Raw genomic sequence first — 13,065 nt, 5'->3', positions numbered from 1 at the left:
CAAGAAGGAGGTAGAAGTCAAGCAGAATCTTCCGCGTGGGCAGAGAACAAATGGCGACGCAGCAGATCAGTTTACACAGCAGTCGCCTGGACGCACCAGCGGTAAGCACTCTAATTCATTACGCAGGTGTACAACACGATCCGGTCCTCGCCGGTAGGCGTCATGGCGCTGCGGTCCGTTTCGCTGACCTTACTGACGGAGGTAACTTTATAGGTGCGGGTGCCCAGCTTAGTGGTCAGGGTGATCTTATCCCCGATCTCCAGGGTATGGATCTTGCCGAAATGGTTGTTGACACCCCGATTGTGGCCAGCCAGGGCAACAGTGCCGTCCCAGATACTCGTGTCTGTGAAGTGGCCTGCTCCCTTGGCCAGTGTGCTGCTCCCGGTGCCCTGATAGATCTTCACACTGAGGCCAATGGCGGAGATTTTCAGAGTTCCCAGATAACCACCAGAATAGTAGAGATCATCGGTCACATAGGTATAACCGCCAGAGGTACTGGATCCGCCAGAACTGCCAGAGCTGGTATTGCCTGTGTCTTCGCCAGACGTAGGCGGGAATACGATGGGCATATTGCCGCCGGAGATAGTACCAACCGCCATGCCGCCAGGGGCCAAGTTGGGGGTAAGATAGGTACCTGTTCCAAGGGCATCTGCGCTGGGGCTGCCAAAGGAAGGCGGGATCAGGGCTGCATTTTTGCTGATATCCTCATTCTTCATTGCCCCACCATCAGCCGTGTGGACTACCTCGATAGAAGTAGGATCCCCGTAATCCGGATTACCGGGGGCGTCAATGCTGTAGTCCAAGGCGCTGGCAGGCAAGGCCAATGCCGCAGACAGGCAAAGCGTCAGGCAAGTGGAAATTACTCGTTTCATTCGCTCTCCTCCTCCGTTGTCTCGTGGCGACGCTTCATAAATAGAGCGGCACCTGTTCCTGCACCGACTAGGGCTACGATACCGAAGGGGACTGCAATGGCCAACCAATTAAACTGGGCGGGGCCAGTGCTTTCATCCTCCGTTGGCAGAATAGGCTCCAGCGGTGTTCCTTCAAAAATAGCCACATAGCGCACCTTATTCAGGGCGATGCGGCTGACGGTTCCGGTATAGTCCGCAGTCACGGTATAACCTTTCACATAGGAGCTGGTCGCAGTTCCGGTATAGGTGGCGACAGCGGTGAAACGGTCGCCAACGGCATATCCATCCATGTTTGCGGTATTGTCTGTCTGCCAATTGACCGTTTGAAGCGTCAGGGTCCGGCCATCCTCTTCGATAGTCTTGGGGATGTACTGGGTATCCTGACCAGCCAGATTGGGGTAGGAGCGTGTGGCAGAGACTTCCTTGGTGGAGCTGCCATACCCAGCAACCTCCACCCGGACTGTGGACAGGTCCAGGCTCAGAATCCCGGTCAGACCGTCATCCGTAACGAATTCCTTTTCGGCGGGCAGCAGCGCCAGCACAGACTCCATATCCTTATTTTTGCTGGGCAAGGAGACCGTTTCAGTGTGCTGCCGACTTTCGTTTTCGGGAAGCTCCTGTTTGAGCAGATCCGTCAGGGTATAGTGGAAGCCATCCTGCTCAAAATCAGAGCGGGGAATCCCTGCGGGGTCATCCTCCGGCCCCAGATCATAGATTTTTTTCAGTTCTGTGCCGTCCTCGCTGCGGCTGATAGAAGTAGGGTAACATACCTGGGCTGCAGTAGCCGCACTCCCAAGATCCGCTGCCAGTGCTGCGGGGCAGAGCGCCATTGTCAGTGTCAGAACCAGGACGCAAAGGGTCATTACTCGTTTCATGAACATTACCTCCTTACATTGCCATGGTGGGGCCGTTTTCCTCTTGACCCTCGGGGTCCGGGGACTTCTGAGCCTCCTGAACCTGTGCCTGCTCATAGGCCTCCAGGACCTTCTGATCAAACTGCTGCTTGAAATCTTTGGTGCAGGGATAGCAGATGTCTCGATACTCACCCTTTACCTTTCTGCGGGGCATGGAAACGAAAAGCCCATTTTTCCCTTCCATGATCCGTACATCCCGCACGGCAAAACAGCCGTTCAGCGTAACCGAAGCGATTGCTGCCACGGGGCCGTCCCCTCGATAGGGAAAGATCCTCACATCCATCTCCATAGGGGACACTGCTGCTTTCATGTCGTTCTTCATGTCTTCATTCCTCCTGAATTTGATGTATTTTGGTTAAGCCGCTCTAAAGTGCGGCGGACCAACAGGTCATACTCCCAGGGCTCAACTTCCAGAGATACAAAAGCGCCGCCCTCCGTCAGACCATCCGCCATAAACTTAAGAATCAGCGGATGCTTCGAAGCGCAGCGTTTCCATTCTCTCAAGGGGATCCAGCCTGTACCGGCGCGATACGCCAGCGTAATGGCGGATTCCTTTGCCCGGTTTGCATTCAGCCAGAGATATTTATCCTTTAATTTTGAAGATAAGGAGTCACCTTTTGGAATTGGTACAATCGCATCAGGATGGAGGACATACCGAAGCCGCAAGGCGGAAATACATGCCTGTGTTGCAGTATTGACCTCCTCCACATCGGCCCAGAGCGGAAACTGCTTGTAGTCAGAGGCCAGGATGTCTTCGCCTTCTCTGTCATATTCAAAGAGCGGGACACATCGAGCGATCTCCAGACAATGCACTCCATCCGTCAGCCCAAGAGATTTTACTCCCGTAGCAGGCAGACTCGCATAATGCGTTAACGCATCATCCAAAGATAGAAAATGGGACATCCGCCACCCGACCACGCCTTTCGGATCATGTCCCAGACGAAGATCATCCACCGTGTAATAACTCAAATTCATAATTCCTCCACTTCACTCCATCTTCATGCCTTCCATGCTGTGATCAACATTCTGGCCTGTCAGCTCGTTCAGTTTTTCCTCAGCCCACTCCGGAAGAAGATTCTCCTGCAGGACTCCGATGAAGTCGGATCGGTTCCATCTGGTATGTTCTCCATCTCCCAGGCAGGTACAGCGGATAGAACGACCGATGGCATGGGGACTGCACCCAAATCCATCATGGGCATACCAAAGCTGATTTTCCTGTGTCCAGCAGGATTCTCTCAGAGTGTCCGGACTCAGTACCAGCACCTTTCCTGTGTAATCTAAATCCTCCCATGAATTGGGTTCGCAGTGTTCTGGGCCGAAGAGGTTAAGCTTCTGATAGGCCTCCCGTATTTGGTTCACAAAACCATTCACAACCTCGGAGTGTGAGTTAACAATAAACTCCACCTTGTGGCCCATATCTTCCGGAATGAAGGTGCGCTGTGCCCAACTTCTGTTGTCGGGGCGGAATCGGCCATCGCCACTCTTTTCCTGGATGGTGTTTGCCAGCACCCAGTTCACCCGCTTGAAACCGAACTCCTCCAACACCTCTTTGGCGCAGTCCTCTTTGAGATGCACGCCATCAAAGCCTTGGCGGATACTATCCTCAATCGCTTTTTTACAGGCGATGTTGGCCTGATGGCTGGCCCGCCATAGGGCTATCTGCCCGCTGCGCCTGGCTGCGTCCAGACCGTCTGTGTAGAGGTAGGTATCATTCCTCATCTGCTTCGTCCTCCACCGCCAGAAGCAGACGCAGACCGTCCGGGTTGGCTCCGCACTCCAGAAGATCATCCAGCAGCTCCTCATCCACGGTCTCGAGAGGGTCGGGGATATCCAGGACATCGACGATTTCATTGCTGGCATCCACCAGCTGGAGAATCAAGGAGTCGATCACCTCGTAGAGATGGGTGATGGTGGTGATGGCCTGCCGCGCCGTGATGTCCTCCCGGCTGATCAGGATACTGCCTGCATCTGCCTGGATAGTCAGCTGCTCCGCGTCAGCCAATTCAGCCATCTGCATGGCGGGGAAAGGAATTTTCTGGTTTCTGTTCTCGGGATTACGATGTAATACAAACTTCATTTCAAATTACCTCCTAGTCTGCTTTTAAGATTCTGCGAGGCCGGTGCAGGATGACGGGTTCCCACATGGCCTCAGTTGCCTGCCCAAAGATATCAAGTTGCTTATTCAGGTAGGGGCTGGGATCGTAGTTGGTGATGATCAACTCCCTGAAGGTGGAACCTTCGGTCTGTGACAGCGGATTGGTTCGTTTCAAGGAGATGATGAAAAAATCATCTTTGTACAGATCAATGATCCGGTCATCATAGCCGTAGGAGATGATCACATACCCTTTACATGAACGTGCCCTGTCGTGAAGGATGATGTGGTGTTCCGGAAGGAATCGCACATCATAGACCTTTTCTGTCAGCATATAGGGTGGATCTGCATAGATGATTCCGTCCGGACGGTCCTCCTTGGGGATCAGCACAAGGGCATCCTGATGTTCCAGGAAAATGCTGTCCATTCGTCTTGAAACCTGGGGAAGTTTATCCACGATTGCCTGCGGGTCCACAGTTTTAATGCCAACAGAATTTCCTGTCCCACTGAAGCTGCCGTAAGTGGTGAACAGAAAAGCCGCTGCCCGCCGCACATCAAAAAGTTTTGCGTTGCCATCCAGGATCGTGAGCAGTTCGCGGATCTCTTCTTCGGTAAAACAAGTGGACTCCGCTACAACTCGTTTCTCCTCCTCAATATGCCGATAGAAGTCCGGCTCATGAGCGGCCATATCGCGGTAGAAGGCGAAGGGTGTCCTGCCATGCACCGGCAGAAACTTCAGTTCTTTGGCCAGTGAGAACGATTTTTCTTTGACGCAGCAAAACACATTGAACAAATCGTCGTTCAGGTCGTTATAAATGTCCAACCGGCCCTTCTTTGGCTGCAGACCTAAGATGACGGCACCGCTTCCACCGAACACCTCTGTAAACTGTTTCATATGGGGCGGTATCAGCTGGTGGATGTAGGGAACAAGTTTCTCTTTGTTCCCCATCCACGGAAAGAAGGGCTTAGCCATTAGCAGCACCGTCCCTTTCCGAGTAACCATCAAGGCACCCTCGCATACTGCGGATATCTTCCATCAGGCCATCCGCCATCCCCTGGAGAAAATCCATGCTGTCACAGAGTTCCGCAGCGGTGGCGGCATAGTAATAGCCGTACTGGTCACTAGCGATGGGGTTCTTTTTCTTTCGCAGTCGTTTTACCAACTTTTGAAGATCCTTAACATTGATCCCCAGTGTCCGAGCCAACTCCCTGCCGCTTTTCCGGTTTTCACGGCCATGACAGGAACTTTTCAAATAGTCCAACAACTTGTCATCTCTCATAAATGCCTCCTTTTCCGGACACGTTTTACCGAAAAAGGGCGCAAAAAAGAAGGGGCCGTTTTGTCCCTTTCGGAAAAACGGCCCCTAATTTGGTGTGAGATTGTTACATGGTCATCTCCGGTTCATGTTCTGGCTGGCTGTATTCGTAGATGACCTCTTGCCCATTCCTGGCTGCATAGCCATGGTCTGTTGTGGACAGGCCATATTTTGCCATATGATGCTGGGCGTAGGCTACAGAGTCAAAGCACTGGTTGAGCAGCGGATCCTGGCCAAGTACACCCTCCTTTCGGGCCAAGTCCATGCCATACTGCGCAAGATCAACCCCGCGGGGAATATATTCGTAGCAATGGAGGTTTTGGGCGAGATCCAGTGCCAAATCCAGGCGGTGACAGTCTTCCAACTCCATGACACACATCCATTTTTCCAACCAGTGGGGTTCTCCCTGCCCCTGTTCCGCCCAGACATAGCCGAAGTCAATGGCGTGGCGAACCAATTCTCCTGCGGAGTCATATTGGCTGAGGATGTCGGTAATCTGGGGCAGAGCGCAGTCCACATCCACCGCCATGCACTGATCCAGTGTTTCTGCTTGCAAGGCATCCAGCCCGAGAAGCAGTTCATCCGGATGGACTGCATCCATGTACTCTCCTGTGTCGGGGAATCCAATCCAGACACCCTCCATATTGTTTCTGCTTACCAGTTTGATCCGAATTGCATACTCACCGGTGTTAGGCAGCGGCATGTTGGGATTTACCTCCGGCAAGGGACGATCGGGGTTCAGCCGCTCTACATAGTGGTTCTCAACAAAACTGCCTGAACCATGTTCCCGATAGGCTGCCCCAACAATTTCCGGGTCAAGGTAGCCCCGTGCCGCGTGTGTGGGGGTGTGAATATGCTCCATGACGAATCGTCCCAGTAGCACATCGTCCTCTGCTCCATAGAGGAGCTGGTAGTGATCCAATCCCTGAAGAATTTGGATGGTCGTCTGAATGTCCCTTGGTGATTCAATCTGCATGGCACCTCGGAAGAGCAGTTCTTCCTTTGCTGTCATGCTTTCCAACCGTTGTTCCAGCCAATCATGTTCCGATTTGCCCATCTCCATCCCCTCCAAAAGAGGGGCAAGGCGGTGTTTCATGGACTCATCACCTCCATCTGCGGCCCACAATGGGACTGCGAGTAACTCACATCCAGGTCGGTGTGCTGTACCACATAGCCTTCGGAGGTGAAGACTCCGCCCTCCTCCATTCTGGCCTTTCGGCCAATGGCTGCATAGTCCAGAACCTCATACACCTCTTCCGGCAGGCCGGGCGGAATTACCGGGAAATCATTGTCCACATAGAAGTGTCCCAGCTGCTCGTCATTACCAACTCCTGGAGCAACATGACAGCAATCCGCACTGTTGGCCAGGTCGACCAGCCGACACAATGGCAGTTCCGTCATTCCTTTATCCAGATCCATGCGGACAAGGCCCTCGAAGGCCGCTTCCTGGACAGGTTCCAAGGAGGCCAGTTTCTCAGCCAGCAGATTCGACTCTGTCAGATCCATATCCTCTGGCAAATGCTCCTCAAGGTATTCCCGCCCACAGAAGTCCGATACTTCGGTATAGAGGGGGGAGCCGGTGTTCAGTTCCAGCTGGAGTGCATCCAGTTTTTCCTGTTCCATAGGCAGTTCTACCAACCGGTGAGCTGTACTGTCCATTTCCAAAGGACTTACATATACGGTGAATCCTTTATTCAAGCGTCATTCCTCCCGTCTCCTGGTTCTGATGTTCTTCATACCACTTGGGATCCGCACCAGGTACATCCCAACCGCACATGCTGCCAGTGAGCATCGCCTGTTCCTGTGCCGGTGTAATGCCCCGATGCTGGTTGTTATAGTCCGCCAGGTAGCGGTTCTGGGCCCTGTCGCCGGTACTCCAGTCGCTGGGGTAGTAGCCGCTCTCACCTTTTTTGATGCAGATAAGTGTTCCTTCACCGGGAAGCACAGACCAGCACATATCCGGCAGGCGGGTGAGAGAATCGGGGGAGAACTTTTCTTCCTCGGTCTGGATTGTCCAGTTGCTGGAGTTCCAGAGACTCACATAAAGTTCCCCCTCTTCCAGATCGATGGCCCGCTGCTCAAATCCCTCGCCCCAACCGTCCGACGCCTGACCTGAAATGTAATCAGCCAGGGCTTCTTTTTCCTCCGGCAGAAGGTCACCCACTACCTTGCATTCCGCTACGCACCACAGCTGCCCATCGCGACTTTCTGCGTCAAACACGATGGACTGAACTTTTTCATTTACCCCATCCTGTTTATCATACCAGCGCATAAGGCCGCGACTTTTTTCCTCCGGCACCTGGTTTTCCAGAAGCGCCTCGTGAATGCACGACTGATAGTCTCGCAGATCACGACCATTCAAATCGTTGCCGTACTCCTCCAGATCTCCACAGCTGTCACGACCGTAAAGTTGAGCGGTGAGAGGCATGTAGAATTTCAGAGTCTGGGGTTCCGGTAACAGAACGCGGAATCGGTCTTCGCCAATCCGGAGGGCAAGGCCACTGCCGTTGTCCCAACTGATATGAAACTGTGCGTCATCATCGATATATTTGAGCGTCCCCATACTTCCAGGGGACAGTGCGTAGGGATCATCTTTCATTTCCGTCAATCGAATGCGAGACCCCTTGGGATATTGCTCCCGGAGAAAGTCCAGCCACTCTTTTTGTATTTGCATCTTGCACCTCCTACATGGTCATGCCCTGATCTTGGGACATATCCTCCAATTCCTGATGGAGTTGTTCTACTGCCTCGAAAATCGTTGGATCGTTCTTGAAACTCTCCAGTTTCTGATAGTCACCGAAAAATGTCTGCTCCCCGTCCACCATTCGGACAAAGTCGACTGTTGCGAAGTCATCCTTGGTGACACCAAGCCGTTTCTCAGGATGGTCGCTGTTCTGATAGAGCTCGACCGCTTCGTCCAGGGTAAGGTTACGGTGGAGCTGCTCCTGCGGGGTGTTACAATCAGTCATCACAAACCACGCATAGGAATGGGGGAGGGACGGGTCTGCCACATCTTGAAGGGCTTGCAACCCTTTCTCGGTCAAGCCGTAGTTACAGGTTCGTCGAGGATTTTCCTCGCCCGCAAAATCCAACAGAATATCATCCACTGCTTTCTTGATCTCTGGATCTTCAGAAAGCGTTTCGTGCTTGAATCCGGTCGTATTGCGGAGTGGAAGTTCTTCTTTGATAGTTTGAAGATACTGATGTGGGTCTGTGAACTCCTGAGCCGTCCCATCTGCAAAGGTCACTCGCCCCACTATCTTGTCCTTTTGGGCCATTTCCTGCTGCCGCTTATCATAGCAGTATAGGTAGCCCTGATAATCACCCGGAGTGGGGGTACAGCGGAGACAGTAGCGGTATTGGTCTGTTTCTGCCACATATCCAAAACTTCTGCTGTCCTCTGTGATGGTCCCGCCGTTTTTGTGACAGTAGTTGCTCATGGAGGCCAGATCTTTTAGCGGCCCGTTTGCTCGTAAGGTGTCAACGATAGCTTGGAGTTCTTCCTTGAATTCCAAAGTATTGAATCGATCCTCGTTGTGAGGCCACCAGGTATGCCAAAATTCCTTGCCACCAGAACCAAAGTCCGTGCGGATGTGACCAACTGTGCCCAGAGCTTCATCCTGTTTCTGGTCCAGTTCTGAATAGAAAAGGCCCGCCTCCTCAATGGAAGCGGGCCTCAGCTGAACACCGTTTTCACATTTTTTCGTAGGTTTCTGTTTCATGGTTTTTCACCTCCTTCGTTTGGTAAGTACACAACATACCACAGTTTAGAGAGATTAGCCATGGTCAAAAACATTTTTATAAGAGAAGTGAAAATAGCCTACAACAGCAGCTCCCAGTACGGCCAGCAAAGCCACCGAGATCATGAGTTTCTTTTTCATTTGCATTCCTCCTAATCCATCAGGTGATGCTGTTCAGTATTCTTTACTTTAAGCAACATATAAGCCATCAGTTATACCAAGAGAAAATTGACTGCCCGAGTCATTATGAAAGGTATTCCATCTCTAACGTATGTGTTTCCTCAGAAAAAGGGCTGCTGCATCGGCGGATCAGGCCGAACTCGGTTCGCCGGACTCCTTCCTCTGCCATAATGTCCTCGCCCAGCTTCTCAAAATCCATATACCCGTCGATGGTATCGATTAGCTCGTCATCAGCGCCAATGCGCCGAAGGACGGTTTGGCCATATTCATAGGTGTCCTCCGTGATACGCTCATAGTCGTCCAGATTCATGGCATATCGAAGAGCATCCTGCATGGTTTCCGGCTGCTCCACAGAAAGAACCGACAGGTATTTCATCAGCTCGCTGTCTTCAAGCTGCATCCCCTCGATTGCCCAAGCCAATTCGTTTGCATCTTCCACGCATACTCCCGTGGTGGGAATATACTCGTTCAAATTGGGAACAGCAAAAGAAACCTTGGTAATTGCGGCCTCTGCAAAACAATCGATCCCCAGCAACTTTTTTACTCGCTCCAATTCCTCCTTCAATGCCGGAAGCGATACACTCGCCTGCGCTTGGGAGGAGGAGAGGTCAAGCCGGATCTTTGCCGCCTTCTCTCTGACGGGTTCGGCATCCTGCTTGAGAAGCACATAGCCAGCATGGGTGTACGCACCACCATGCTCGGCATAGTACTCCGCACCGATTTTCGCGAAGTCCAGGTAGGGCCAGGCCGCTTCGGGGAACCTGGGATCGCCCTGAATCTGGCCGGCAACAGCGACATACCGGCCAAGCGTCACATCCGAATTGACATTAGGGATGAGAATGTAGTCCGATACCTGTTCCGCCACACGGATCATATCGTTCAGATCATTGATGCTGTTGCCATCCAAGGCGCCGGCATAGATGCTCCGTTCACGAGAGTCCATTTTGGCAATGATGCTCGAAAGCAGATTCAGCTGTGCAAGCTGCGTTCTGGAATCAGGGTCGAGTCCGCCGAGATATGACGGCAGGTTGGCAATCACACTTTTGATCTCAACGATCTCTGTTTTTCCTGTTCTGTTAGCTTGTTCAAGCTGGCTGTACGCTTCTGTCATAGCGCCATGAGATGCGGGCAAATTGAGCGGGACAATGACAGAACTCCCGCTGCGGCTCATAAAGAGTTGGATCATGTCATCCCTCCCATCTGAAAGTCCTGCTCCCGCTGATAGGACTCTGCCGGGTCGTCTGCCATCAGTTCCTCCAGACTTACTGTACCGACATAGGCGATGTAGCCGCGGTCGGTAAACACGCCCGACTGATAGCCCATGTGTTGCAGGCCATACCGCTCGTAGTCATAAAACTCGTCCAGATTGGGGTCATACTCAAAATGGCCGGATCTCTGAATCATGTATTTCCCATATTCCTCGGGGGTGTGGGCGCCGGGGGCGAATTCAAACAGATCCAGGTTTTCCGCCAAGCGGCGGATCTGGCTGGCGCATTCCGGTTTAGCCATACTTACTGCTGCTCCCAGCTTTCTGCGGTCGTCACACGAGAGTTTATCTGCGACCAGCGCCAGCTCATTGAGCTCGTAGATGTTGTCGCACCGGAAGTCCAGTGCTACATCCACTTCCTCCGGGAATGAACTGTCTGCCATAAAAAGGCGCATATCCTTTGGGTCAGCAATGCCGGAACGCTGCATGGCGCGCTCAATTTGTCCTTTTGAGGCAGGGAGATAGATCCAGGTCACATTCCTGCTGTTCTCCGGCTCCCACCGGGAGGATATCCCGACAGCAGTCATATCGGCCTCATAGTGATAGCAGGGCAGGTGCTTCCCATCATAGAGCTGTGAAAGCTGCATGCCGTTGTCATAGACCACTCCGTAGCGGGTGATAGTCCCCTCATTGTCCTCAATCAACAGGACAGCGGTTTCCACTCCGTCCAGCTGTTCCAGTTCTTCCATGCTGGCACACCCGCCATGGATGTTCATGTAGTGATCACGGCCAACCTCTTTCAAATTTGTGAAGTCCGTGATCACCGTCGCCTGCTGGCAGCAGAAGGTCAGGTTGATGAGATCCTTCATGCTGGTGAGATTCAGCTTTTCAGCCATCGCCTGAAATTGCGAAAACTCGCCCACAGTAAAGCTGTCCAGCCGCTTTGCCAGATAGTCCAACTCATCAAGGTTGACCTTGGTGCATACCAGCCGATTCAGCACAGGCCAGGCACTGTCGAGCGAGTCCAAGCGGCAGTCGGCTTCAGAGGCATCGCCGATCTCCAGTGCCTCCAACAGCGAAACACAGTGGTCGTACTGATTTCTGGGAATGGGAAGAGGGATCGTCGCAACACCGTATTCCGGGTGGTCAGCGTTGCTCAGAACTGCTTCCATCATCACATTGCATCACCTTACTATTACAATAAATTTGGACAGGAAAGCCGGGCAGCCAGTCCGGCTTTCTTTCCATCTCGTGCCTAAGCTACAATAAGAGGAGCAACTGGCTGACAACACCTCACTTGGGCTAACAAGTCCGCAGGAAAGACTGTCAGCCATCCTCTTGTTGCAGCGTTCGATTTAAGCAGGTTGAGCCACCGGATGCCGGAGAGTTCGCGTCACCCAATAGATTGAATCGGCAGCGAGAAAAGATGGATTCCGGTTGCAGATTCGTTGTATTGGAGGAATGTGGATGAACTGTGTTGGCATCGATATTTCCAAAGGGAAAAGCATGATCGCCGTCATGCGGCCCTTCGGAGAGGTAGTGGTTTCACCCTTTGAGGTGCTTCACACCGACAGCGAACTGAGTAAGCTGGCAAGGCTGCTCAAAAGTCTGGACGGTGAGACCCGTGTGGTGATGGAGTCCACGGGCAATTACCACGCGCCGGTGGCCTGGCTGCTCCACGACGCGGGGCTTTATGTCTCCGTAGTCAATGCAATGCTGGTGCATGACTACGGGAACAACAGTTTAAGACGGGCCAAGACTGACAAGAAGGATGCCGTGAAGCTGGCCAACTACGGCCTTGACCACTGGATCACGCTGCCGAGATATGTCCCGGAGGAGGATACCCGGCTCATGCTGAAGACCTGCTACCGGCAGTACCAGCAGTATTCCAAAGTACAGACCATGATGAAGAATAATTTAATCTCCCTGCTGGACACTGCTTTCCCAGATGTAAACCGCCTGTTTACCAGTCCGCCCCGCGCCGATGGCAGCGAGAAGTGGGTGGACTTTGTAGCTGCTTTTTGGCATTGCGAGTGCGTCTGCGGCCTGTCTGAGAAGGCCTTTACCACCAAGTACCAGAAGTGGTGCAGAAAGCACGGCTACAATTTCAGTGAAGATAAGGCGCTGGACATTTATGCCTCTGCCTGTGGACGCTTCGGTGTCATGCCGAAAACGGATACGGCAAAACTTTTGGTAGAACAGGCCATTTCCCAACTCCGGGCAACTTCCGCCGCGTTAGCTGCCCTTAAGCAGGAGATGCAGTCTCTGGCGACTTCTCTACCGGAGTATCCTGTGGTGATGGAGATGTTTGGTGTTGGCCCCACCCTCGGTCCCCAGCTCATGGCCGAAATTGGCGATGTGCGCCGTTTTCATTCCAAGAAAGCGCTGGTGGCCTTTGCGGGCATTGACGCCCCACCTTACCAATCCGGACAAATGGATGTCCGTAGCCGCAGCATTTCCAAGAGGGGGTCTGCCTCGCTGCGCAGGACACTTTTTCTGGTGATGGGTGTCATCCTGCAATGCGCTCCAATGGATGAGCCGATCTACCAGTTCATGAACAAGAAACGCTCTGAGGGCAAGCCCTACCGTGTCTACATGATGGCATCCGCCAACAAGTTCTTGCGCTTCTATTACGCCTCTGTGAAAGCCTACCTGGATTCTCTGGAGCACGACTGATTTTCCGGCTCTATACTGTCTGGCTGGCC

15 protein-coding genes are annotated in these 13,065 nt (G+C 52.8%); 1 reads left to right on the top strand and 14 read right to left on the bottom strand.

Annotated features, from left to right (window positions below):
• Positions 1–110: 110 nt before the first annotated feature.
• The 14 genes from J9789_RS13880 to J9789_RS13815 all read right to left on the bottom strand — a co-directional run bounded on the left by J9789_RS13880 (position 111) and on the right by J9789_RS13815 (position 11,535).
• Positions 111–872, bottom strand: a complete 762-nt coding sequence (locus tag J9789_RS13880) for a class D sortase (protein WP_209346303.1) — start codon at positions 870–872, stop codon at positions 111–113.
• The gene (locus J9789_RS13875; protein ID WP_022289157.1) at positions 869–1,786 is read right to left on the bottom strand and encodes a hypothetical protein; all 918 of its coding nucleotides are present in this window, start codon (positions 1,784–1,786) and stop codon (positions 869–871) included. The genes J9789_RS13880 and J9789_RS13875 overlap by 4 nt, the downstream gene beginning before the upstream one ends.
• Positions 1,787–1,799: 13 nt before the next feature.
• A complete protein-coding gene (locus J9789_RS13870) occupies positions 1,800–2,147 on the bottom strand; it encodes a SpoVG family protein (RefSeq protein WP_245185282.1) in 348 nt (115 codons plus the stop codon).
• The gene (locus tag J9789_RS13865; protein WP_022289155.1) at positions 2,144–2,800 is read right to left on the bottom strand and encodes a hypothetical protein; all 657 of its coding nucleotides are present in this window, start codon (positions 2,798–2,800) and stop codon (positions 2,144–2,146) included. The genes J9789_RS13870 and J9789_RS13865 overlap by 4 nt, the downstream gene beginning before the upstream one ends.
• A 12-nt stretch (positions 2,801–2,812) precedes the next feature.
• The gene (locus J9789_RS13860; RefSeq protein WP_209346302.1) at positions 2,813–3,544 is read right to left on the bottom strand and encodes a DUF3849 domain-containing protein; all 732 of its coding nucleotides are present in this window, start codon (positions 3,542–3,544) and stop codon (positions 2,813–2,815) included.
• On the bottom strand, positions 3,534–3,902 hold the full coding sequence (locus J9789_RS13855) for a hypothetical protein (protein WP_087337436.1): 369 nt from the start codon (positions 3,900–3,902) through the stop codon (positions 3,534–3,536). The genes J9789_RS13860 and J9789_RS13855 overlap by 11 nt, the downstream gene beginning before the upstream one ends.
• 13 nt (positions 3,903–3,915) lie before the next feature.
• Positions 3,916–4,890, bottom strand: a complete 975-nt coding sequence (locus J9789_RS13850; protein WP_209346301.1) for a DNA adenine methylase — start codon at positions 4,888–4,890, stop codon at positions 3,916–3,918.
• Positions 4,883–5,197 (bottom strand): hypothetical protein, encoded by a 315-nt coding sequence (locus J9789_RS13845; RefSeq protein WP_087337441.1) that lies wholly within the window; start codon positions 5,195–5,197, stop codon positions 4,883–4,885. Before J9789_RS13845 ends, J9789_RS13850 begins: the two co-directional genes overlap by 8 nt.
• A 103-nt stretch (positions 5,198–5,300) precedes the next feature.
• On the bottom strand, positions 5,301–6,329 hold the full coding sequence (locus J9789_RS13840; protein WP_209346300.1) for a hypothetical protein: 1,029 nt from the start codon (positions 6,327–6,329) through the stop codon (positions 5,301–5,303).
• Complete coding sequence (locus J9789_RS13835; RefSeq protein WP_209346299.1) at positions 6,326–6,931, bottom strand: antirestriction protein ArdA; 606 nt, start codon at positions 6,929–6,931, stop codon at positions 6,326–6,328. Before J9789_RS13835 ends, J9789_RS13840 begins: the two co-directional genes overlap by 4 nt.
• Positions 6,924–7,907: a DUF4314 domain-containing protein gene (locus tag J9789_RS13830; RefSeq protein ID WP_209346298.1), complete on the bottom strand. Its 984-nt coding sequence runs from the start codon at positions 7,905–7,907 to the stop codon at positions 6,924–6,926. The genes J9789_RS13835 and J9789_RS13830 overlap by 8 nt, the downstream gene beginning before the upstream one ends.
• A gap of 10 nt (positions 7,908–7,917) precedes the next feature.
• Positions 7,918–8,955: a hypothetical protein gene (locus J9789_RS13825; protein ID WP_209346297.1), complete on the bottom strand. Its 1,038-nt coding sequence runs from the start codon at positions 8,953–8,955 to the stop codon at positions 7,918–7,920.
• Positions 8,956–9,217: 262 nt separating this feature from the next.
• Positions 9,218–10,339, bottom strand: a complete 1,122-nt coding sequence (locus J9789_RS13820; RefSeq protein WP_209346296.1) for an antirestriction protein ArdA — start codon at positions 10,337–10,339, stop codon at positions 9,218–9,220.
• Positions 10,336–11,535, bottom strand: coding sequence for an antirestriction protein ArdA (locus tag J9789_RS13815; RefSeq protein ID WP_209346295.1), 1,200 nt, complete (start codon positions 11,533–11,535; stop codon positions 10,336–10,338). Before J9789_RS13815 ends, J9789_RS13820 begins: the two co-directional genes overlap by 4 nt.
• A gap of 292 nt (positions 11,536–11,827) precedes the next feature.
• Here J9789_RS13815 and J9789_RS13810 point away from each other — a divergent pair, with 292 nt between their 5' ends.
• Positions 11,828–13,036 (top strand): IS110 family transposase, encoded by a 1,209-nt coding sequence (locus J9789_RS13810; protein ID WP_209346294.1) that lies wholly within the window; start codon positions 11,828–11,830, stop codon positions 13,034–13,036.
• Positions 13,037–13,065 lie beyond the last annotated feature (29 nt).

This window comes from Flavonifractor sp. AGMB03687 (genome assembly GCF_017811815.1).
Lineage (GTDB): Bacteria > Bacillota > Clostridia > Oscillospirales > Oscillospiraceae > Flavonifractor.
Note: the sequence above shows the minus strand (reverse complement) of the source record. Positions and strands in the feature narration are given on the sequence as shown.